Here is a 21050-nt window from a genome sequence, read left to right on the forward strand (position 1 = left end):
GCGGCTGGATCACCGACGAGCTGGTCGGCCCGTTCAAGGGCGAGCCGGGGACCGGGCATTGGTAGCCGACCAACGCCGTGCGGAGATCCTCACCTCGCTGACAGCGATCGAGGCAGAAAAGGGGGTACGCATCCTCTTCGCCTGCGAATCCGGCAGCCGCGGTTGGGGCTTTGCCTCGCCGGATAGCGATTTCGATGTGCGATTCCTCTATGTCCATCCCCTGCCCTGGTACCTGCGGGTGCGGCCACAGCGCGACGTCATCGAGCAGCCGATCACCGGTGATCTCGACATCAACGGTTGGGAGCTGCGCAAGGCCCTGGGGCTGCTCGGCAAGGGCAACGCGACGCTGATCGAATGGCTGGACTCGCCGATCGTCTACCGTGCTGATGCGGTGTTTCTGCAGCGGTTGCGCGCACTCGCTGAGTCTGTCTATCAGCCAGAGCGGGCGTTTCATCATTATGTGCACATGGCGCGTGGCAACTATCGAGACTTTCTGACCCGCGAGCAGGTGCGATTGAAGAAGTACCTCTACGTGCTGCGACCGTTGTTGGCAACGCTCTGGATCGAGCAGGACCGTGGACCCGTGCCGATGCGCTTTGAGACCCTGGTCCAGACACTGATCGATGCGCCCAAGCTACGCGCAGCCATTGATCAGTTGCTGGTGATCAAGCGCTCGGTTGGGGAAGCGGAGGTCGGCGCACCGCTGCCGCTCCTCAATGCCTTCATCAACCGCGAGCTGACACGGCTGGCGTCCGTGGCACCACCCCTGGCGCGGCCCGTTGATGAGGCGGCGCTGGATCAGTTGCTGTTGGACACCCTGCTTGGGGTAGGCTAGCACGTTCGCGCACGGACACCCATGAGGACGCGTCTTCAGTCAGCGCCGACCCAGCAGACGTGTTCGGCCCGCAGCTATCCAGCGCCGGGGCTCAGGCTGGGCTTGTGCCGATCGAGCGTCTGCGCGACGCTGCCAATCATCGTTGACTGACCAAGCGGGCTCTTGTGTCGTCGACCTCCTCAACCAAGAAGGCTGCGCCGCACGATCTGCTCCTCGCCGCGGAGGTGGGTTGCGTTAGAATCGGGACCTTCTCCTGTGACCGGAGTCGACTGCGTTGATCGAGATCGAATACATCGTCAAAGACAAGCACGGGACAGAACGATTGCGGACCGCTGATAAGAAAGCTGCCGATGCCTATGACAAGGCGCTCGAGATCGCCGACCGGCTCGCGCAACTGCTGCGCGATGATCAGGTGCTGCCCGATCTGCCGGATGCGGACCTTGAGGAGTTGACCATCTATCTGGCGCGCAACGCTCGCAACGTTGAGCGGGTGCTCAAGGGTAAGGAGCTTGAGCCATCACCACCGCCCGGAAAGCGAGACGACCACTCGGAAGCAACTGCAGAGAGACCCACCGGCGGCGCCGACAGCAACATCACCGAGTTGAAGCGGGCACCGTAGGTGTTGTGCTTGGAGACGACCCTCTCGTGCCTGCATCGTGGGCCTGCATTGAACCCTTCTGACCACAGGGGACGCCGACCTTGACCAAGGTGAAACCCTTTCCCTTGGCGATTGAGGCCCCGAACGCCCCGGTGATCGCGCTCACCGCGGAGATGCTGGCCACGACGTCGGCCCTGGCGCGGCAGAGCCCACGCGGGCGCATCATCCAGCGGCTGCACAAGCACGATGACGCGCCTCTGCACCGGATGGTCAATGCCATGCAGCCGGGTAGCTATGCGCGACCGCATCGCCACAGCAACCCGCCCAAGGCGGAAGCGTTCATCGTGCTGAGCGGGGCCGTGCGCTTCGTGGCGTTCGACGATCGCGGAGACATCCTCGAGTGCCTGGACCTGCGCCCCGGGGGCGCGACCTTTGGTGTCGATATCGAGCCCGGCGTCTGGCACACACTGATCGTGCTGGAGCCCGATACCATCCTCTTTGAGGTCAAGAATGGCCCTTACGCGCCGGGCTCGGATAAGGATTTCGCGGAGTGGTCTCCGGCGGAGGGTACCCCCGAGTCGGCGCGGTTTCTTGATGAGCTGATCAAGCAAACGGGCGGAATGCCCTCAGGGCCAGGTCGGTGAACGACTGACTTGGCTGAGCGAGCGCAACCAGCGCTGTCACGCAGGAATGGATGATGCCGGCTGTGCTGACGGGCAGCATTCGCGAGCAAGGCGAGCCAACCGGAACGCACTTGGGGCGAGCAGCTCAGTGTGAATGTCGGCCTTGGCCTCATCATCGGCTTGCCGATGCTGTTGATGTTTGCCGGCACCCTCACCAGCGGCGTCTGGGCGGCAGCCACCGAGCAGCCGGTCTTGCAAGCACGGCCATGCGCGGCAGCGCTCACAGCGTCGCGACCAAGCCGATAACGGCCTCTGTCGCCTGATCCAGGTTCTGCTCCCAGGTGCGCCCGGATTGCCGGCGCGGCTTGAAGCTGTGATCCCCATCCTCGATCCAGGCCAGTCGAATCGACGGAGCGAGCGCATAGCCGGCGACCTCGTCCGGCGTGTCGAAGGGATCGCGGGTGCCCTGACAGATGAGCGTTGGCGTGCACAAGCCGCGCAGGTGCTCCGTGCGCAGCCGATCCGGCTTTCCCGGCGGATGGAACGGGTAGCCGAGGCAGACCAGTCCAGCGGCGCCTCGCTCGTCGGCGATCAGACTGGCCATGCGCCCGCCCAGGGATTTGCCGCCGATCAGCAGGCGTCGAGCGTTGGTACCCGCAGCAAGCGCCTGGTCGATGACCCGATTCCAGCGCTCCAGCAGCACCGCCTCCCGGTTTGGCGGTTTGCGTCTGCCGGTGCGCCGGATCTCGGCCATGTACGGGAACTCGAAACGGATCACCCGCATCCCGGCTCGGCCGAGCGCACGAGCGATGTGCGCCATGAAGGGTGAATCCATACCCTGCCCCGCACCATGGGCCAGAACCAGGGTCCAGTCGGCATCCAGCGGCCCGTCGGTCAATAGATCCAACCCGTTTCCGGGGTTGTCAGACATCGCTTAGCGGCCTCATGATCAGTGAACCAGCGCATCCGCAGCATCAACCCACACCAGCAGTCGGCAAGACGATGAAGGCGATCGAGATCCGAGCGAACCTCAATCCGGTTTCACGGGCGTTGTTGCTCGCGATGAGTTGATCCTGGCACGCAGCTCAACACACCCGTCCCATGCTTCGCGTGGCCATTCTCGCCGATACCCACGGCTTTCTGGACGCGCGGGTGGAGGCCTTGGTAGCGACCAGCGACCTGGCGGTTCACGGCGGCGACATCGGCAACGCGGAGGTCTTGCAACGCCTACGGCCGCGTCAGGGACGGGTCATCGCCGTCATCGGAAACAACGACCTTCCATCCAAGTGGCCGCCGGAGCAAGCGCAGGTCCTGGATGGCCTGCGCGAGCACGAGGACCTGATGCTACCCGGTGGGACACTGGCGATCATCCACGGCCTGAACTCAAAGGGTGGCTCATTCTAGCCACTCGCCCGCACCCAAGGTCTGCAGCAAACAGCCGTCGCTCGGCATCTTTGGCAGCGCGATCAGATGCGCCGGACAGCGACAGTCGCTCGCACCGAAGCGCAGCAGCGGCCAGTGCGCCCCAGGCAAAGCGCTCAAGGCCTGCGCCCAGCGGTGCTCGAGGCGTTCCTGTCCGTAAGTGACCCAGACTCCGATGAGATCGCAATACGGACGCAGAGCGTCCAGATGCCAATGCGGCCGGGACGCGATGCGGTGATGATGACGACAGCGCGCGGCCACGCCACCGGGTCCGAGGGCACTGCCGACGTAGATCAAACACGCGTCGTCTCTGTTCAGCGTCAGCGGACCCAGTCGGCCGATCTGTATCGTCCCCTGTTGCTGCGGCACGAGGAGGACGGCATAGGTGCCGGGGCGGCTGTCAGTTGGTGTGGGATGGCTCACGCGGATTCTGCTCGGTCTCGGTGGCTGGCCCAGAATCAGCGGCGGTGGTTTGGCCCAGCTGCATCGCGTGACGCAACCGGTTGTATCCGCTTGTGGAAATTCTGCTGCTGGTTGTTTGCGCGATGCTCAGCGCGAAGCCTCCGAGACTGATCCGCGGACTTGAGGTCATCGGGCTGACGCAGACGGCCCAGCCAACGGTCTGCAGGTCGAGGCTTGGCTGCAGAACGCCGCCCTCCAGCCCCCATGGCAGCTCGCTATCCAGCGGCCATTGTTCCACAGCCGTTGTGGATAACCCTGTGCGCAGTCCCGGTGACAGGTCCAAAAACTTCTATGAGGCGCGTAATGACATCCGCGTGAGGATCGCGGCGGTGAAGAACGCGCAGGGTAATCAGTTGAAGCTCCATGCCGCGAGCAATGAGTCGCGGGTTTGGGTGACCTTTCTGCCGTCCGCGACGGCTCCCGTGCTGGATTCATCGGCGAGCCTGTCTTGGTGTTGCGGCGATGAGGGCCAGCGCCGCTCGCGTGCCGGGCCATCGCGCGTCCGCGGCGCTCATCGATGAGCAAGAACCGGCAGGCGAGGGCTTGTGCGAGCAGGATCGCCGCTGACTCGCCCGCATCGAGCACGCAGCTCAGCCGGGCCAGGTCGGCCTCACTGTCAGGGGGCAAAGGGTGCGTGCGAAGAACACCTCGAGTCAGGGCGTCCGATAACAACCGGGCGCCGGGCCGATGCGAGTCCAGACATAATTCGCTCAACACGCGCTCGGGTATGACGACGGCTCCGTAGAGCGTCGCCAGCAGTGAAAGCTGATCGACCCGCGCCAAAGCGATCAGTGGCCCCGCATTCGCAACAACAATCCCGCTCGACTCGGCGTCGGCGTCCTGAGCCATTAAAGCGCAGCCTCGAGCTCATCGACCAACTCGTCGGCCGGATAATCGACCACTGGCAAGCCGAGTGGCTCGAGCAGATCGATAAACGCATCCAGCGAGAGGCCCGCGACCTTGGCGGCTTGGGCGAGCGTCAGCTGCCGCTGCTCGAAGAGCGTCAGCGCCAAGGCGCGGTGAACCCCCTGCTCGAGCAAGCGACGGTCGAATGGGACGGCGAGGATGGCAGGACGACCATGCTTGGTGATCAGCGCCAGCTGCCCCCGTTCGGCATCCCGCAAGAGATCACCCGATCGGGTGCGCAGATCGCGCACCGAGAAGACGTCGAGGTTGTCCATCAAGAGGCTCTCTCATTCGTGTGTGCTCACAAAGCGTAGCAGAGATAGAGATGGATTGGACTCGTCTTTGTCATCGGGCGCCCTGCGCTTCGGCATTCGCTGAACAGACTGGATGCTGAGCGGCGTCTGCGATGCCTAAAATTCCTGCTGCGTGCGATCCGCTCCTTGGCGCAGTCAGCGATGATCTTCGCCACCGCAGTGGCACCGGTGTCGGTGGGTCTGTTGCTGGATGGGGGGCTGGACCATGGAGTGGGTCGCGTTGCTGCTCGCGGGGATGGTCGTGCTGGCCTCGCTGCTGGCCTGGCAGGGATTGCGGCGCTGAGTGTTGGTTGTCGTGCTGTCGTTGATCCAGAACGCTCTCGGGTCGCCATGCGCTCAGCGTCATCGCCAGCTTGCGATCGCCGAGCCCGGGTCCATGGCCCACACGCCGGCACTCGACTCGAAGGGCTCGTCGATAGGCGCAATGAGCATCGCGCTATCGGGCTTGAGATCCTCGATGAGCTGATAGAAGCCACGCGAGGGCTTGGGTGCCTTGGAGAGCTTGATCTCGAACACCCGGCGTTGGCCGCCGCGCTCCAGCAGCAGGTCGATCTCCGCGCCGTTGCCGGTGCGCACAAAGGAGGGACGCCAGCGCGGCAGCGCATTGACCACTTGCTCGATGACGAAGGCCTCCCAGGATTCGCCGACTTGCGGGTTGGCCAACAGTTGATCGAAGTCTTCGATCTCCAGCAGCGCATGCAAGACCCCGGTATCGCGTAGGTAGAGTTTGGGCGAGCGCACCAACCGTTTCTTGAGATTCGTCTCAAACGGCGGTAGCAGCCGGATCATGGTGGTCTGCTCAAGCAGCGCCAGGTAGCGCTTGAGGGTCGGGACACTCAGGTCCATCGCACCGGACAGCTTGCTGTAGTTGATGACCTGGCCGTTGTTGTGCGCGAGCAGACGCCACAGGCGCTCCATCACTGGGGTCGGGACGTTGAAGCCGAGCGACGGGATATCCCGCTCCAGGAAGGTGCGGATGAAATCCTCCCGCCAGTCGAGACTGTCCAGCTCATCAGCGGCCAGCAGGCTGTTTGGAAAGCCACCGCGGACCCAGAGCTGCTTCCAGTCGGCCACAGCCGCCACCTCTGGGAGCAGGAAGGGCGTGAGCTCGACCTGGGTGATGCGCCCAGCCAGGGTCTCGTTGGACTGACGAATCAGATCGCGGGAGGCGGAGCCCAGGATCAAGAAGCGCCCGGCTCGGCGATCACGATCGATCTCGGAGCGCAGGGCGGAGAAGAATTCGGGCAACAACTGGATCTCGTCGAGACAGATCAAGGCGTCGCGGTGGTGATCGAAGAACAGCTCAGGCTCGTTGAGCTTGGCGCGATCGGCACGATCCTGGAGATCTAGGTAGACGGCAGGCGCATCGCCCAGCCAGTGGCGGGCCAGGGTCGACTTGCCGCATTGACGCGGCCCGAGCAGGGCCAACGCGGGTGCTCGCGAGAGTCCGCGTTGCAGCGCCTGCTCGGCGAGGCGTGGGATGTATCCATGCATTTTGATCATGGCGCATTCTGATTTGCATGGTTCTATGATAATCCAACGCCGATGATAGCCGATGATCAAACCCGTCTCCAGCAGTCTGCAGTTTGCCGCACGCTTTGCCCTGGTGGGGCTTGTCGTGGGCAGCTACGTCGCCTGGTCAGCGATCGGCGACGGCTGGGAGTCCTTCCCTGTGTACTCGAGCACGGCCGCTTTTGTCACTGGCTTCGGGCTTTGGCGCTGGCTGGTCGAACGTCGGCAGGCAAGACGCTGCCGAACGGGTCTGTTCACGGGCGCGCTCGCCGGGCTGCTCTCACACCTGCTCTGCTGGTGGCTGTTCATCCTGGGTGCCTGGGTCGATGACACCTGGCTCGCCGGCGGGGCCTCTGCGGGCGAACCGCCAATGAACCCGCTGCAGGGGATCATCGGAGCGGTCGTCTTCAGCCTGTTTAGCCTTGCGCTCTTTGGCTGGCTGACCATTCCAGCCGGTGCCTTGATCGGCTGCTGGATGCTGCGCAAAGCGGGTTCGCGTTAACCCAATCTCGCGGCATTCAGCTGCCGGGGGTATCGCATCGCAATGGCTGTTAGGTGATCGGCAGCCAGTGCGATGGGCGGCTGCGACCTGCCACGCCTACTCAGGGATCACGCCAGATCGGGGCATGGCGCTCTGCGCTGGGGATGATAACGGCATGATGCGGAGCGAGGAGACGCGTGGGAGTAACATGGAGTCACATACCTGAGCGAGCGTCAGCGGTGACGCGACAACCTGAACACGGGAGACACCCCATGGGACTTTTCAGCGGCCTCCTCGGCAACGCCTCCACCATCGATCCGGCCAAACTCGCCAATGAACTGGAACCCATCCTCGCCGCCGAGGAGACCATCGAGGTCGCCTTCAAGGTCATCCGGGATCAGTTCATCTTCACCAACGCGCGCCTGCTGCTGATCGACAAGCAGGGGCTGACCGGTAAGAAGGTCGAGTATCTGTCGATCCCCTACAAGGCGATCACCCGCTTCTCGGTCGAGACTGCGGGTCATTTCGATCTGGATGCCGAGCTGAAGGTCTGGGTCTCGGGGGCCAGCGAGCCGATCGAGAAGACCTTGCGCGGCGCCGATAACGTCTCCGAGATCCAGAAGGCGCTGGCGACTGCGGTGCTCTCTGTGCGGTGAGCGAGGCTCCTCAATCGATCTCACCCTGCGCGAGCGCATCCAGCGTCTCGTCCATGAACCCGTTGACAGCGTCCAAGGATTCCGTCACGGCAAGGGGGACCTCATCGCCTTGCTGAAGGATGTTGCGCACGAGCACCAGGCTCCGCTGCATCTGTTGAAGGTTGCGAACGGCTTCCCAGCTCATGGCCTCGTCGATGTGAAACAGCGCTCGCTCCCAGCCTTCGAACCCTGGGTGTGCCGCCACATCATCGCGCAGGCACTGCCAGGCGCCCTGCAGATCGGACAGGATGGTTTTCTCGTAGGCTGTCGGTTCAGTGGAAAATCCCATTGCTTCTTCGCCGTCTACTGGAAACGCGTCTTACCCAGCTATGATAATGACCGCATTCCACCCGCTCCAGAGGTCTCTCCCGCATGATCTTCAAGCAGCTGTTCGAGTCCGATTCCTCCACCTATACCTATCTGATCGCCTGTGAGCACAGCCGCCAGGCGATCCTGATCGATCCGGTCATCGATACCGTCGAGCGTGATCTGCAAGTGCTCAAGGATCTCGGGCTGACCCTGATGGCAACACTGGAAACCCATGTGCATGCCGATCATCTCACCGGCGCACGGCGGCTGAAACAGCGCTCGGGCTGCCAGACCGCTTATCCGAAGATGCTCGACCTGCCCTGCGCTGATCTTGGGGTGCAGGAAGGTGAGGCCTTCGTGGTCGGCTCGGTGAGCCTGCATCCGCTGTTCACGCCTGGCCACACCGATCATCATCATGCCTACCTGATCGATACCCCGGTGCAGAAGCTGCTGTTCACCGGCGATGCGCTGCTGATCGAGGCCTGCGGTCGCACCGACTTTCAATCCGGTGATGCGGCAACGCTCTACCACAGCATCCACAACAAGCTGTTCTCGCTCCCGGACGAGACCCTGGTCTATCCCGGCCACGACTACGAGCAGCGTTGCGTCTCAAGCATCGCCCAGGAGAAGGCACGCAATCCGCGGCTCGGCCAAGGCCGTTCGAAAGATGACTTCGTTGCGCTGATGGACGGGCTCGGCCTGCCCTATCCGCGCAAGATCGACTTTGCCGTGCCGGGCAATGAGGACTGCGGCGCCTGCCCCACCAACGTGCCGGAACAGTTCCGCGGTCCCTGCTCGGCCAGCGATCAGGGGTGAGTCGACCGAACGCCCTCAAAACACCGCTGCAAGCCTGGCTCGCCGAACGCCGACACGCGCGCAGCGACAGTCCTGAGCACCACCCGAGACTGCACTATGCCTGGGATGCGGACGCCGCCGTTCTGCTCGTCGACTACTCGCCACTGCTCGGCATTGAGTGCCTGCATGCGGTTAGTCACTGGGCCTCGGGCTTCGCCACCCTGCGTTATGCCGAGGGGCTGTTTGAACCCGCCTGCATCCGCGATCTATGGCTGCCGTTTCAACGCGACCATGAGGACGCTGCGTTTCGGCACTGGTTTGCGACCCTGCCCGAGGATCTGGCTGAGGCATTGGAGAGACTGCCGGCTCGCCGCTATGCCTTGGCGGTGCTCGCGCAGCGCTCGGAGGCGATGCGGGATCTGATCCTGTCCAACGTCAGGCTCTGCTTCCTGCTGCATCACTGGGCGGAGACACAGGGCTGGTCCGAGCATCAGCTGATCGAGATCGCGGGCCGCAAGCAGACCGAGATCCTCAGCGCTTTGGGGCTGCCGCCCTATCGTCGCGTGCTCAGACTCATCGCCAAGCTGCGCATCGGCGAGTTCGATACCTATGAGGTTGACCGGCTGTTGCGGGTGCTGCGCGACGAGGCGACCTGCAATGCGCTTGTGCATGAGCCTGAGTTGAGCTGTCGACTGGTGAAGATCCTCGAGGACTATCCCTGGGTTGCCGGTCGGCCGTTGCAGCGGTTGCTCTGTGAGGCCTCGAACCGAACCCTGCGCGAATGGATCAACGACAGCCTGCGCATGGGTGGCGAGGCAGCGCTGCGGGAGCTGCGCCGCTGCGATCGGCCGTCGCAGGTGCGGCGGCTGCATGAGCGCTTGATCGTCGAGCAGATCGAGCAGGATGGCAACCACCACCGACGCTTCGATGCTAGCGGCCACCTGCTCGCCTTTCCACCAGCCCCGTTTGCCGATACCGCGTCCATTCAGGCGATCACGACGCCGGATGCGCTGCAGCTGGAAACCCAATCGATGCGCCATTGCGTGGCCTCCTACACCGATCGGGTCTACGACGGCCAGTATGCGGTCTACAAGGTGTTGGAGCCGGAACGGCTGACCTTGGGGCTACGCTTGCGCGACGGTGGTGATGTGTTCTTGGATCAGCTGAAGGGCTTTGCCAACCAAGCGCCATGCCCGCAAGCGCAGGCGGCGGTGGAGCAGTGGCTGCATGAGCAATTGAAGGCGGGGCGGTCTTGATGCGAGGCGCAGGACGTCGCTCGAAGGATCTTATGGTCGATGCGCGGAATCGTCCGCGCTGGCGATGTCCATTTCGTTCGCCGCCACAGCAGCGGCAACACAGACTCGGAGACGTGAGACGCATCAGGCTTGACGATCGGTCGCAATCGGCCAGCAGGGGACGTCAACGATCGTCATGCTACGATTGCGAGTCACTCAGACATGCTCGGTTGGAGTATCTCTGCAAACATGACGTGAACGAGCGATGAAAAGAAAAGCACAATCCAAAAAGGCCACGAGTACCGGTAGAGGTCCACTCGCGAGAAAAGTGATCGCCTCAGCTCGGCAACACCTCCAGCAGAAGGTGACAAACATCGCCGATTGGAGAGAAGCCAGATTAAGATCTGAAGACTATCAAAGGACAGTGATCTCGAAAGACAAACTGACGGATTACGATCCACTGCATGGCTTGTACATCTATGCTCAGAATCAACTGTCCATCCTTATTGAGCAGATCGCTGAACTGCCGATGGTAGACAAATTGGCAGATGCCTATGCCGAAGCGCTGGAAGGGTATATGCCGTCTAGCCCGCCGATGAGTCCGCTCACCGTGTCGTATTTCACCTGCTGGGGATCTTTTGATTTATGTTCTTCCGGTGCGAAGACAGAAACCTTGGCTACGATCGCGACGGATTTTGCGATATTCCAACATGTTGATGATGGGTTGACAAGCCTGTTTGAGACGATGCAGACGTCAAGGATGGGAATCTATCGGCATGAAGGTGCATCCGGCCGATTTGTATTCTTGCGTGAATTGATAACGAATCGCGAGGTAAAAGCGTTATCGGCGAGCGGCTATGTGGGCAACATTGGGGAAATCTGGTTCGTCCGTCTACTGCCACCACCCTTTGAAAACTCAATATTTGACTATTCGCTCGTTTTCACGACGCCGTATGTCTTGGGCAGGTTAGGTCCAGGGCGGGCGTTTCTGTCTTCTGTTGAAGATGACTGGCTGGCCTACTTCAAGAGAAACCTACCCAAGATCCATCAAGACACTGAGGAATTGGCTTATGATCATTTGATGAAATTCGGCTTGAGCCGCAACTATTGGAACGAATATATTTTTCTATCGTATCGAAATCATCGGAATAACGTGATTTTCCTGGAAGGGTTTCCAGATGTAGCGGCGAGCTTGCCGCATTCAAAAGAAGGTCGGCATGCTTTGGGGGTATAGCGTAGACAGGCCGCCCGGAGCAGGCGGACACCGCTCCGGGCGCTATTGTGTTGTTCTCGACGAAAGACGCTTGGCTCTAGGAGACAACACTCAGGCTGTCAAGCAGCGATGATGGTCATCGATCGCCTGTGGACGGCTCAACGATGATACGGGATCACTCAAGGCGAGACGCCGATGACAGCGCTTGCACCCCTGATTGACCTGCCCCCGCAAGAGGTCACCCGATCGGGTGCGCAGATCGCGCACAGAGAAGACGTCGAGGTTGTTCATCAAGGGGACCCTGATCAATGGGTGCTCACAAAACGGAGCACAGACGGAGAAGCCCGATTGACTGATCAACCGGTCGATCTTGGCGTATCCTCTGCGCGCTGATCCTCGAGGAGGCGTGTCGCCTGCCTTTGATCTTGGCTGCAAACGCGGCCGTTGCGAGGAGCCCCAACAGCGACAGAACGTCGATCACGCTCAAAGGTGCCGAACGCCAGCAGTGGCCAGCGTTCGAAATGCCATCCAGCTGCGCTGCAGGCTCATTCGGCGATGATCCCTTTCGCCTGCAAGCTCGCGCGGGACAGCGCCTGACGCAAGGGCAGCTCGGACTCATCGCGGATGTCCATGTTCAGGACGAAGATCCAGGTTGCATCGGCTGTCTCGACATAGCCAATGTACCAACCGATCTGAGGTGTCGCGCGCGCGGCCCAACCGGTCTTGGCGAAGAGGCGATAGTCCCTGCCCTCCTCGGCCAACATGATCGCGCGCATGCCGGCGTAGGTCTCTGGGCGATAGGGCAGCCGGCGCTCGATGACCTGGCGCAGGAAGCGCACCTGCTCCTGGGCGCTGATGGTCAGGCTGCCGTCGAGCCAGAATTCGGTTGTGACAAAGGGCTCATCGAGCCTGCCATAGTCGGCCTGCGCCAGATGGACGCGATAGCGCTCCGCGCCGATACGCTCGGCCAGGCGCTGATAGCACCAGACGCAGGAGACGGCAAAGGCGCTGTTGAGGGTTTGATCCTGGTTCCAGTCCGGATAGGGATGCGGGCGGCCGTCCCAGGGCATGACCTCGTCGATGCCGCTGATCGCGCCCTCTTCCAAGGCGATCAGCGTGTTGAAGATCTTGAAGGTGGAGGCGACCGGCAGGCGTTGCTCGGCGCGTGCTGCGTTGTGCAGGATGACCGCTTGGCCATCGAGACGGGCAAGGACGAGGGTGCCTTGCACGCCCGCCTCGGCGAACAACGCGGCGATCTCGGCGTCCTCGGCCTGGACGGGGGTGACGGGGATCAGCATGGCCAGCAGCAGCCAGCGCGGCCGCACTCGGAGCGTCGGTCTTGTGCTGTCGGATGGCCATGTTGGCCGACGGGTCATGATGGCAGTGGTCCTCGAGCGTTGAGGGTTGACGCGTCGCGGGAAGGCGCGGCTCAGGAGAGCCCGATCCAGCTCAGCAGCGGTGGCAACAAGAGCGCCGTGGTCAAGGCCGAGAGCGCCATCGCCAGTCCAGCGAAGGCGCCCATGGGTGGCGCAGCGCGAGCGCACGCAGCCGATGGCATTGGCGATAGAGCGGGATGGCGAGTGCGACCGTGGCGAGGCCGAGTAGGAAATGCACGAACTGAGCCCCCTCGAAGTAGATCCGGTATGGGGTGTCGGTGAGCCAGAGCAGCCCGATCAGCAGCGCGATGGCGACCATGACCGGGTTGAGCAGCGGCGTGCTCCCCGTCAGGCGATAGAGGCGTAGCGCGATCAGGTAGCAGGTCAGGGTCGCGGTCAGCCACAGCAGCGGCGAGGCGGCCAGATAGACCCAGATCTCGTTCAGACGACCTTCAACCATCGGTCGGTCTCCGCCGCCAAGCCAGTAGGCGACGCATGCCGGCCATCGTCAGCGCGGTGACCACCAGGGTGATCAGGGTGCCGAGGATCAGGGCCAGCGCGAGCGCTTGCCAGTGCTCGCGCACCCGCTCCCAGTGCAGCATGACGCCGACGCCGGCGGGCACGAACAGCAGCGACAGATGGCCGAGCAGGGTATCGGCGGTGCGACCGACCTCCTCGGCGACGCCACCGCGCACGAACAGCCAGCCCAGCAGCAGGAGCATGCCGAGCACCGGTCCGGGGATCGGCAGCGCGCCCAGTTGGACCAAGGTCTCGCCGAGCAGCTGGCAGAGGAGGATCAGCAGCAGCGCTTCAAGCATGGGCGATGCCGCCGCTCCGTGGTCGCACTGAGACGGACGCGGCTAAGGTCCTCGTCGGCGTTGTCATCCGCGCATCCAGCCAAGCCTCAGAAACCGTAACGCAGCCCGACACTGACCCCAAGGGCTCGTAGATCCGTCTCGGTTTCGTCGATCGGGATACCCATCGGAACATGGTTCATCGCCATGACACCCGCGTTCGTACCGACCTTGCCGAGGTCGGTGTAAGCGACGGCGAGGTCCAGCATCAGGCTGTCGGTGAGCCTGATACCGGTACCGGCGGTCAGCCGATAGGTAAAGCTGGTCCGTTCACCGCCCGGGGTCACACTGAGCTTGTGCCGGTAGGGGTTCTGCGGGAAGCGGTAGGTTACCTTTCCAAGCTGGTTGTAGGCCAAGCCCGCGCCGACGCCGACAAAGGGTTGAAACCGGCCAAGATCCGCCTCGATCAGTGGCGCAAGATCCACGAAGGCATTGACCATGCCGCTCCAAGACTCGAAGTCCGCAGAGACCGGTTCGTGCGTCCCCACCGAGAGGAAGTTGGCGTTGCCTTGGTAGTCGCTGTCGAAGCGGTAGCCGAGGGACAGATCCGTTCGCAGCCAGGGCAGCAACCGTTTGCCAAACGCGACCTCGAGCAGCGGATAGCGGCCGAAGTCACCATAGGCGCCGAGCGGTCGTCCGTCGTCACCCCGGACACAGCCAAACAGCGCGGCTGGCTGTTGTGAGGCGCAATCGCGGTCGAAGAACTCCGCATCGTTGGACTGCTCAACACCCAGGGCAGCGCGTAGATACCAGTCCGAGGCTTCAGCCGTCGCCCCCAGTCCTGGCAGCATCGCGCAAGCGAACGCGCACAGGAGCCGTTGCCTCTTCCCGAACCGGGCTGTCATCGTCATCGTTGCGTCCTCACGCCGGAGTCGCCGGTTTCGGCTTCTTCTCGAAGACCTGCAGGTTCGGCTCCTGCAGGATGATCGCTGGCCCTTTGTCCGTCGGCACCTGGGCGCCGAGCGTGCCGCTCAGGGCTGCGACCCACTGCGGCCAGTCACTGTTGGCCTTGGTCAGCTTCTTCCAGGCCTTCGGGCGCAGCGTGGCCACCACCAGCGCGTTGTCGGTCTGGATGCCAATCTTCATGCCGTCTTTGATCGGTACCGCCTTGGGCAGCTGGTTGAATTTCAGGGTCAGTTCGAGGCGACCGGGCACGATGGCGTCCTCCGTCAGTGGGGCGTCTTTGGGTAGGGGCGGTATGGGGGGCTTCGCCGAGGGCGGCTTGCGGGGCTTGGTCTCACCACGCAGCAATGCCGAAGCGCGCTCGGCGTGGCGGGCGCTGACCTCGCCAGCGGGCGTACCATAAAGGTCGATACGGGGTGCGCCTTCACGCATCGCTTCCAGATAGGCTGGCTGGCTGCAGTAGTGGGCGAGCGCTTGCTTGAGCTTGCGGCTCAGCACCCACTGGGCCGTTGCCCGCTGGTCTTTGCTGGCGCCTTCGGTCAGGATCAACTCAGCCGCCAGCGGCTTGAGCATGTCCTTATGGACCTTGAGCTTGAGCGGGCGCGGGTTGGCGAGATCGAAGCAGGCCGGAAAGCGTCGGAGCAAATCCCTGGGTTCAATGCCTTCAGGCAACGCCTGCTGCGGCGCCTGGTCCGGCTCGGCAGTGGTTTGTATCGGTTCAGGACTGGTCATGTCGGGAAACATCGCCTCGCGCTCGGTGAACGGCCGCACGGACTCTCTCTCATCCTGTCACCGCCTCGAGCCAGTACAGACGTCGCCTTCGGGTACAGCATCCAGCCACTTGCGTAACTGTGCCGTGCGTTCCCGCGTCAGGCGCTCCATTACCGAGGCGTAGCAAGTCGGATACATCGAGCCATAGCTGACAGAAGGGTCGCCATCTTCCGTCGGTGGATAGCGTGCCTGCAACTCTGCATCACGAAACCGGATCCAGGCAAGCTGGGCAGCCTTGAGCTTGTTCAGAAAGCGGGGTTGATCGCGATACTGGCGGCGGATCTGCTGATAGACGCGGTTCAGCGCTGCATCGGCTTGCTGGAACCTCGCATCGGCCTGTTGGTTGATGTCGAGCTGGGTGGTTGGCGGTGCGGCTTGCGGGGAGGATAGCAGCCCCGTGCCCTGCACCCCCGCGGGGATGGCGACGACCGCGACGGCGGCCAAGCCATTGCAAATCCGATTCTTCAACTTGATGGTTTTCATGGGCGACATTCGTCTCTGACGGCAACAGACTTGTCTTCATTCAGCACTCGCTCGCGCAAGTATGACAACGATTGCAGCAGCGACTGAACACGCTAGGCGTCACGGGCCATCGGCATCTGCCGTTGGGATATCGACGAATTCCGGCGGAACCACGATACGGTAGCGCGGATGGATCTTGCCGCCCGTTATCAGGGCGCGGTCACCCGTACCGAGGCTGAAGTCGTCGGGGTTAAGGCGCTCGCGCCAGGCATGTTTGTGACGGTCGGCGAAGACGAAGAATAGACGTCTAAGCTTGATCTTGCGGCAGCTCTGCAGCAGCGCCGTAAGCTGGCGAGGCCGCATCGTCCTGAAAGCGTGCTGTCGCGCGTTTTGTCTCTGCCAGGGTTTCCTGGGTCAGGCCACCTGACTCAGCACTTCCAAGAGCTGAGGTCACCCATCTTCGCGCGCCAGCGGTCAAAAACGATGCCCGGTGATGGACGTTTCCGGGCATCCGCAGCGGACCAGTGAGGGGTCGTTCGTGAACAATGGCTCAGCGATTGAAGCAGTGCTACTCCCCAGAGACTCAGCCCGTGATCAACCGCTCCAGCGCCTCGGCATCGAGCGGCCGCAGCCCGATCAGGGCGCCAATTGCGTTGCCGAGCTCGCGATCCCCGCTCATCAGCAGCAGAGCCGAGAGCGCGGCGACAAAGGCCTGCGCACGTGCCGCCTCGGTCGGCTCGCCCTGGGCATCGGCGAGCGCCTTGCGGATGAGCTGAAGGTCGATCACCTCGAGCGTCTCAAGCGGCCCGTCCAGCGCCGCCTGGTCCGCTGAGTCTTGTGCCTTTGTCATACCCTCACCTCCTGAAGCCTGAGGTCGCTCAAAGACTCGGCCGCATCTGTCCGGCGTGGATCGGTTGCGGCGCGGCGTTTGGTGATCTCGGTCTGCAGGGCTTGCCCAAAGCTCGCCTTGACCTCCAACCAGTCGCGCGGTCGGATGCTGATCGGCGCCGGCGCCGGGAAGTTCTTGAACCAAGGGCCATAGGAGGGTCCGAGCACCTGCTCGCGCTCGGCCGCGAGCACCGCCAGATCGGCCTGCTTGACCGCGGCTGGCTCGGGATAGAACAGACCGAAGACCTCGGCGACAACAGCGCTGATGCGTGCCTCGACGGCCTTATACTCGGGCATCACCTGCTTGAGTGGGCTGACCATGTCGCCGATGTAGGCCTCGGCGGCATCGTGCAACAGGCCCTCGAGCCGTAACTCGGCTGGCACCAATTCAGCGACGTGCAGCGAGTGCTGGGCGACGCTGTAGGGAAATAGGGCGGCACCGTTGAAGCGGTTCATCAACGAGAGCGAATGGACGATGTCATCCAGGCGGACCATCGCCGGCTGCGGATCACGCAGATCAAAGGCGATGCCGGAGTAGGTGTGGATGTGAACAGGATCGATGTCGGTCATGATGGTGTGCCAGAAGAGCCGCCTGTTGTCAGTGCCGGTGCCGCCGCCAGGCTGTCAAACAGCGATGATGGTGATCGATCGCCTGTGGATGGCTCGACGATAATACGGGATCACTCAAGGCGAGACGCCCATGACAGACCTTGCACCGCTGATTGACCTGCCCTCCCTGCGTGCCCGCTACGAGGGCTTCTTGCTCGATGCCTATGGCGTGCTGGTCGATCGCGAGCGCGCCCTGCCCGGTGCGGCCGCCTTGCTCGAGGAGCTGGAGCGCACCGGCTGTCCTTGGCGGGTGCTCACCAATGCTGCCAGTCGTCTACCGGAGGAACTCAGTGAGACCTTCGCTTCTCTTGGGCTGTCGATCCCGGCCGAGCGCATCCTGACCTCGGGCTCGCTGTTGGCCGAGCCGCAGGTCAGTGGTGATCTGCGCGGGATACGGGCCTTGGTCCTAGGTCCAGCCGGGGCACGTCGCTATGCCGAGCGTGCGGGCATCATCCCGGTGCCGTTCGAGGATGCGCTCGAGGCCGAGGCGCTCATCATCGCCGATCAGCAGGATCTGCGCTGGCCCGAGCACATGGACCTGGCCGCGAGCCTCTTGCTGCATCGACTCGATGCCGGTCTGCCGTTGCGGCTGTTGCTCTGCAATCCCGACCTGATCTATCCGGTGGCGCCCGGGCGGGTCGGCCTCACCGCCGGGGCCTTGGCGGCGATGCTCGAGGCCATCATCCGCGAGCGGTGGCCCGATCAGGGCATCGGCTTCGTCCGACTCGGCAAGCCCGCCCCGGCGCTGTTTGAGATCGCCCGTCGCCAGCTCGGTGTCACGCGGTTGGTGATGCTCGGCGATCAGCTCGCCACCGATATCGCTGGGGCAAAGGCCGCGGGCATCGATGCGGTCTTGGTCGGTACCGGGTTGGCACCCGCGTCCGGCAGGGCAGCGACGGCCGTCCGTCCGACTTGGGTCCTGCCGTCGCTTGAGGTCGAATCCAGCCCAGCCGCTGCGGACCGCGCCAGTGCTCCGACCAGCACTTGAACGATTGGTCTCAATCCATCACTCGGTCATCCGCATCACGCCGGTGACGATCCCCAGGATCTCCAGCTCCTCGTGTTTGAGATAGATCGGCGCCACCTCCGGGTTGGCCGGTTGCAGGCGGATGCCATCGGTCTCGACATAGAAACGCTTCAGGGTGACGCGCTCGTTGTTGATGAGCGCGACGATAGTCTCGCCGTTCTCCGCCGTCTGACGCTGTTCGACGAGGATGATGTCGCCATCCTGGATCTGGTCATCGATCATTGAATGCCCGCGCACCCGCAGGGCATAGCTGGCCTTGCGCGCGAGATGGCTCGGGACCTTGACCGTCTGGCTGTCTTCGGGCGTCTCCACCGGTCGGCCAGCGCTGACGTAGCCGAGTAGCGGTAGCTCAACCGCCACCTCGGTCTCCAGATCCAGGGGCTCGAGGGCGGGCGTCCAGGTCGGACGGCTGCGCTTGGGGATCAGGTAGGTGGTCTGAGCGGACATGCGGCGTTCCTCAGGTGGTGAGAGGGTTGCTGGTGGTCGGGGTGTCAGCGGCCACAAGACGCAGCTGAACGGACTGAGAGCATGTCCTGATCGTCTCTGTCTGCCAAGGCTTTGCGGATGTGCTGCAGATCGATCACCTTGAGCGGCTTGTTGACCTCTGTTGTCGTGCGCATGCATTCCCTCCTCAGCGCGCCGGGCGGTGTCGCTGTTAGAGGACAGCGCCGCTGATCGAAGCGGCGGACCTGCAGGACTGAACACGCACGCACCCGATCAGCCGAGGATCTGCAGCCGATCGACCAACTGCAGCTGCGTATCCTGATCCTGTACCAGGGCCTCCCAGGTCGGATAGGGCTCTGGTGGCTGATAACCACTCGCCCCCGTGTCATAAGCGCCTTCGACCCCAGTGATGGCGCGCATCAGATCGCTCGCGGCAGCCTTGACCCCGTCGTCGGTCATCCGTGCGCCGCCCCAGTAATCGTTGCCCGGCCAAGAGACCGGGTCCCAGGCGACGATGCTGTAGAGCCGACAGTCGCTGAGGTCATCGCCGGGCTCGGCGTAGGCACTCGGCGCACAAAGCTGCGGGCGCTCGACATTGCCCTGCAGGAGCGGGCGCACACGCAGTGGCAGCGGTCCGAACGCATGCTGCTCATTGCGGCATTCGCTGTAGGGGTCGTAGTAAATCAGGCGGACGTGCGGCAGCTGCGCGGCATGGCGCTTGAGCAGTGCGATCAGGGCCTGCTTGAGTTGTTCTCCGAGCCTCCCAGCAAAGGGACCGGCGAACTGACCACAGCCGAGTCCGGGGACGGTGATCAGGGCCGATTGTCCGCGCTCGGCGGCATCGCGATCCGCGTAACGCAGCAGCGGCAGCAGGCGGCGTTCGTAGAGGGCACGGTAGCCGACCGAGTCGAGCTGATCGTCTCGCGTCACCGCCGGCCAATCTGCCGGCACACAGCCACGGCCATTGCGCAGCAGGGCTCCAGGGATGAACAGGAGCGTTCCCGACAGCGGCTCGGGATGCACGGCTGGACGGTGATGGCGCCCGTCGTCGAAGATCCGAACTGGCACAGCAAAACCCAGATCACCGAGCAGCGACAGCTCCGTCGGTGACCAGTCGCGCCCATCGCCATAGACCGCCGACTCGGCGAAGATCAGCGGGCGTTTGGTGTTGATCAGGTGCTCGAGGAAGGCGGCCTCGCTGAGGCTGTCGGGGGCTTGATCACTCAGTTGCTCTCGCAGGTAGGCACCGGCCTGGGCCAAGCCCTGCTCGACCAGTTGCTGGCGGTAGTTCGCCACAGCACGGGCGCTGTCTGGATGCAGCAGCCAGTGATAGGCGGGCTTTTGGATGGGGTCAATCATGGGCGGCCGGATCGGATAGGCGATGGCGATTTGAGCCAGGTGCGTCAAAGCCGGCATGATGCCGCAGAATGCGCCGATGATGCCGCAGAACGCGCCGACTCTGCAGCCCTAGCGTCCGCCAAGCCACCGTCACCGCTGTTCTCCCCCGCAACCGGAGTCTTGACCATGGCCCTGATCCTCTATCTGCACGGCTTTGCCAGCGGGCCGAAGCCCAAGAGCCCCAAGGTCGACCTGCTGCGTGCACTCGGCCATGAGGTCCGTTGTCTGGCGACGCAGGGCGGCTATCGGCCTGAAGATTATCTGCGCGCGGCCGAGACGGCGTTGAACCGCTCGCCCATGCCCGACCTGTTGGTCGGCAGTAGCCTGGGCGGGTTTTGGGCGCGTTACCTGGGTGTTCGGCACGGCCACCCCTGGATCGGTTTGAATCCGGCCTTGCGCCCGTCGGCAACACTGGCGCGTTATCAGGGCCGCTTGCAACGCTTTGATGTCGAGGCGAGCTTCGACTGGACGCTGGAGGATGCCCTCGCCTATAGGGCGTATGAGGAGGAGCCGGTAGATCCGTCGGTGCCGGGTCTGATCGTGGTCGCGCAGGATGATGAGGTGGTCGACGCGCAGGAGACTCAGGCGTTGGCTGTTGGCGGTGAGAGGCTGGTGCTTCCGCGTGGCGGCCATGAGCTGGCGAATACCGAGGACTATGCCGAAACGCTGGCGGATTTCATCGCAAGGGTCAGCGAAAGGCCCAACTGATGCTCAAGCTGCGCTGTCGTGCAAGAGCGTTGGCAGCGCTAGTGCGCCGAGCTGTCGAGCGCGATAGCGAGCGGACTGCTTGGGCATTGGCGCGGTTCTATCGAACAATGGCTGAACTCGCCGGCAGTCACTCGGGCGGCGTCCGTCTGGTTGCCAGGCATCCCTGCATCCCCTTCTGCATCAATCGATCAGCGGATCACAGCAGTCGGC

At 63.2% G+C, this 21050-nt stretch carries 29 protein-coding genes; 11 read left to right on the plus strand and 18 right to left on the minus strand.

Going from position 1 to position 21050, the window contains the following annotated elements; all coding sequences use genetic code 11:
* The 3 genes from CKO42_RS22350 to CKO42_RS22360 form a co-directional block, all read left to right on the plus strand.
* A partial coding sequence (locus CKO42_RS22350; RefSeq protein WP_338034982.1) for a nucleotidyltransferase domain-containing protein occupies positions 1–835 on the plus strand: 835 nt, incomplete at its 5' end.
* Between the two features lie 274 nt (positions 836–1109).
* Positions 1110–1454: a YebG family protein gene (locus tag CKO42_RS22355; protein ID WP_200249311.1), complete on the plus strand. Its 345-nt coding sequence runs from the start codon at positions 1110–1112 to the stop codon at positions 1452–1454.
* 89 nt (positions 1455–1543) lie between these two features.
* Positions 1544–2077: a WbuC family cupin fold metalloprotein gene (locus CKO42_RS22360; protein WP_338034983.1), complete on the plus strand. Its 534-nt coding sequence runs from the start codon at positions 1544–1546 to the stop codon at positions 2075–2077.
* A 259-nt stretch (positions 2078–2336) separates the two neighbouring features.
* Here CKO42_RS22360 and CKO42_RS22365 read toward each other — a convergent pair whose 3' ends face one another.
* Positions 2337–2987, minus strand: coding sequence for an alpha/beta family hydrolase (locus CKO42_RS22365; RefSeq protein ID WP_200249313.1), 651 nt, complete (start codon positions 2985–2987; stop codon positions 2337–2339).
* Between the two features lie 170 nt (positions 2988–3157).
* Between CKO42_RS22365 and CKO42_RS22370 the strand changes: the two genes are divergently transcribed.
* Positions 3158–3460, plus strand: coding sequence for a metallophosphoesterase family protein (locus CKO42_RS22370; protein WP_200249314.1), 303 nt, complete (start codon positions 3158–3160; stop codon positions 3458–3460).
* Here the strand turns inward: CKO42_RS22370 and CKO42_RS22375 are convergent.
* The 4 genes from CKO42_RS22375 to CKO42_RS22385 form a co-directional block, all read right to left on the minus strand.
* Positions 3452–3901: a DUF123 domain-containing protein gene (locus CKO42_RS22375; protein WP_200249316.1), complete on the minus strand. Its 450-nt coding sequence runs from the start codon at positions 3899–3901 to the stop codon at positions 3452–3454. The genes CKO42_RS22370 and CKO42_RS22375 overlap by 9 nt on opposite strands.
* Positions 3902–4066: 165 nt before the next feature.
* Positions 4067–4789, minus strand: a complete 723-nt coding sequence (locus CKO42_RS28760; RefSeq protein ID WP_476737484.1) for a PIN domain-containing protein — start codon at positions 4787–4789, stop codon at positions 4067–4069.
* Positions 4789–5121, minus strand: coding sequence for a DUF7317 family protein (locus CKO42_RS22380; protein ID WP_200249318.1), 333 nt, complete (start codon positions 5119–5121; stop codon positions 4789–4791). Before CKO42_RS22380 ends, CKO42_RS28760 begins: the two co-directional genes overlap by 1 nt.
* A 381-nt stretch (positions 5122–5502) precedes the next feature.
* Positions 5503–6663: an ATP-binding protein gene (locus CKO42_RS22385; protein WP_200249319.1), complete on the minus strand. Its 1161-nt coding sequence runs from the start codon at positions 6661–6663 to the stop codon at positions 5503–5505.
* Between the two features lie 52 nt (positions 6664–6715).
* Here CKO42_RS22385 and CKO42_RS22390 point away from each other — a divergent pair, with 52 nt between their 5' ends.
* Both CKO42_RS22390 and CKO42_RS22395 read left to right on the plus strand, forming a co-directional pair.
* Entirely contained in the window at positions 6716–7174 is a 459-nt protein-coding gene (locus CKO42_RS22390; RefSeq protein WP_200249321.1) for a hypothetical protein, read from the plus strand.
* Positions 7175–7425: 251 nt separating this feature from the next.
* A complete protein-coding gene (locus CKO42_RS22395) occupies positions 7426–7809 on the plus strand; it encodes a PH domain-containing protein (protein ID WP_200249323.1) in 384 nt (127 codons plus the stop codon).
* Between the two features lie 10 nt (positions 7810–7819).
* Here the strand turns inward: CKO42_RS22395 and CKO42_RS22400 are convergent, their stop codons facing one another.
* Positions 7820–8137: a hypothetical protein gene (locus tag CKO42_RS22400; protein ID WP_200249325.1), complete on the minus strand. Its 318-nt coding sequence runs from the start codon at positions 8135–8137 to the stop codon at positions 7820–7822.
* A gap of 83 nt (positions 8138–8220) precedes the next feature.
* Between CKO42_RS22400 and CKO42_RS22405 the strand changes: the two genes are divergently transcribed.
* The 3 genes from CKO42_RS22405 to CKO42_RS22415 all read left to right on the plus strand — a co-directional run bounded on the left by CKO42_RS22405 (position 8221) and on the right by CKO42_RS22415 (position 11421).
* Positions 8221–8973, plus strand: a complete 753-nt coding sequence (locus CKO42_RS22405) for an MBL fold metallo-hydrolase (protein ID WP_200249326.1) — start codon at positions 8221–8223, stop codon at positions 8971–8973.
* Positions 8970–10208 carry a PcfJ domain-containing protein gene (locus CKO42_RS28340; protein WP_200249327.1) on the plus strand — a complete coding sequence of 413 codons (1239 nt, stop codon included), beginning with the start codon at positions 8970–8972 and terminating at the stop codon, positions 10206–10208. The genes CKO42_RS22405 and CKO42_RS28340 overlap by 4 nt, the downstream gene beginning before the upstream one ends.
* A gap of 244 nt (positions 10209–10452) precedes the next feature.
* A complete protein-coding gene (locus tag CKO42_RS22415) occupies positions 10453–11421 on the plus strand; it encodes a hypothetical protein (RefSeq protein ID WP_200249330.1) in 969 nt (322 codons plus the stop codon).
* Positions 11422–11945: 524 nt separating this feature from the next.
* Here CKO42_RS22415 and blaOXA read toward each other — a convergent pair.
* From blaOXA to CKO42_RS22460, 9 genes are all read right to left on the minus strand, one after another.
* A complete protein-coding gene (blaOXA, locus tag CKO42_RS22420; protein ID WP_200249363.1) occupies positions 11946–12698 on the minus strand; it encodes a class D beta-lactamase in 753 nt (250 codons plus the stop codon).
* 181 nt (positions 12699–12879) lie between these two features.
* Positions 12880–13236, minus strand: coding sequence for an LrgB family protein (locus tag CKO42_RS22425; RefSeq protein WP_242479616.1), 357 nt, complete (start codon positions 13234–13236; stop codon positions 12880–12882).
* Positions 13229–13594 carry a CidA/LrgA family protein gene (locus CKO42_RS22430; protein ID WP_200249332.1) on the minus strand — a complete coding sequence of 122 codons (366 nt, stop codon included), beginning with the start codon at positions 13592–13594 and terminating at the stop codon, positions 13229–13231. Before CKO42_RS22430 ends, CKO42_RS22425 begins: the two co-directional genes overlap by 8 nt.
* Before the next feature lie 86 nt (positions 13595–13680).
* Positions 13681–14421 (minus strand): outer membrane protein, encoded by a 741-nt coding sequence (locus CKO42_RS22435; protein WP_200249334.1) that lies wholly within the window; start codon positions 14419–14421, stop codon positions 13681–13683.
* 70 nt (positions 14422–14491) lie between these two features.
* Positions 14492–15304, minus strand: coding sequence for a ProQ/FINO family protein (locus CKO42_RS22440; RefSeq protein WP_200249336.1), 813 nt, complete (start codon positions 15302–15304; stop codon positions 14492–14494).
* A gap of 18 nt (positions 15305–15322) precedes the next feature.
* Positions 15323–15787 carry a lysozyme inhibitor LprI family protein gene (locus CKO42_RS22445; RefSeq protein ID WP_200249338.1) on the minus strand — a complete coding sequence of 155 codons (465 nt, stop codon included), beginning with the start codon at positions 15785–15787 and terminating at the stop codon, positions 15323–15325.
* Positions 15788–15886: 99 nt separating this feature from the next.
* Complete coding sequence (locus tag CKO42_RS22450) at positions 15887–16129, minus strand: type IV toxin-antitoxin system AbiEi family antitoxin domain-containing protein (RefSeq protein ID WP_200249339.1); 243 nt, start codon at positions 16127–16129, stop codon at positions 15887–15889.
* Positions 16130–16349: 220 nt separating this feature from the next.
* Positions 16350–16616, minus strand: coding sequence for a hypothetical protein (locus tag CKO42_RS22455; protein WP_200249340.1), 267 nt, complete (start codon positions 16614–16616; stop codon positions 16350–16352).
* Complete coding sequence (locus CKO42_RS22460) at positions 16613–17224, minus strand: hypothetical protein (protein WP_200249342.1); 612 nt, start codon at positions 17222–17224, stop codon at positions 16613–16615. The genes CKO42_RS22455 and CKO42_RS22460 overlap by 4 nt, the downstream gene beginning before the upstream one ends.
* 130 nt (positions 17225–17354) lie before the next feature.
* Here CKO42_RS22460 and CKO42_RS22465 point away from each other — a divergent pair, with 130 nt between their 5' ends.
* Positions 17355–18251, plus strand: a complete 897-nt coding sequence (locus CKO42_RS22465) for an HAD-IIA family hydrolase (protein WP_200249344.1) — start codon at positions 17355–17357, stop codon at positions 18249–18251.
* Positions 18252–18269: 18 nt separating this feature from the next.
* Here the strand turns inward: CKO42_RS22465 and CKO42_RS22470 are convergent, their stop codons facing one another.
* The 3 genes from CKO42_RS22470 to CKO42_RS22475 all read right to left on the minus strand — a co-directional run bounded on the left by CKO42_RS22470 (position 18270) and on the right by CKO42_RS22475 (position 20093).
* Complete coding sequence (locus tag CKO42_RS22470; RefSeq protein WP_200249345.1) at positions 18270–18737, minus strand: LexA family protein; 468 nt, start codon at positions 18735–18737, stop codon at positions 18270–18272.
* 44 nt (positions 18738–18781) lie between these two features.
* Positions 18782–18910, minus strand: a complete 129-nt coding sequence (locus CKO42_RS28040) for a hypothetical protein (protein WP_274608951.1) — start codon at positions 18908–18910, stop codon at positions 18782–18784.
* 97 nt (positions 18911–19007) lie between these two features.
* A complete protein-coding gene (locus CKO42_RS22475) occupies positions 19008–20093 on the minus strand; it encodes a hypothetical protein (protein WP_200249346.1) in 1086 nt (361 codons plus the stop codon).
* Between the two features lie 165 nt (positions 20094–20258).
* Between CKO42_RS22475 and CKO42_RS22480 the strand changes: the two genes are divergently transcribed.
* A complete protein-coding gene (locus tag CKO42_RS22480) occupies positions 20259–20840 on the plus strand; it encodes a YqiA/YcfP family alpha/beta fold hydrolase (protein ID WP_200249349.1) in 582 nt (193 codons plus the stop codon).
* Positions 20841–21050 lie beyond the last annotated feature (210 nt).

It is taken from the genome of Lamprobacter modestohalophilus (genome assembly GCF_016583905.1).
Taxonomy (GTDB): Bacteria; Pseudomonadota; Gammaproteobacteria; order Chromatiales; family Chromatiaceae; genus Lamprobacter; species Lamprobacter modestohalophilus.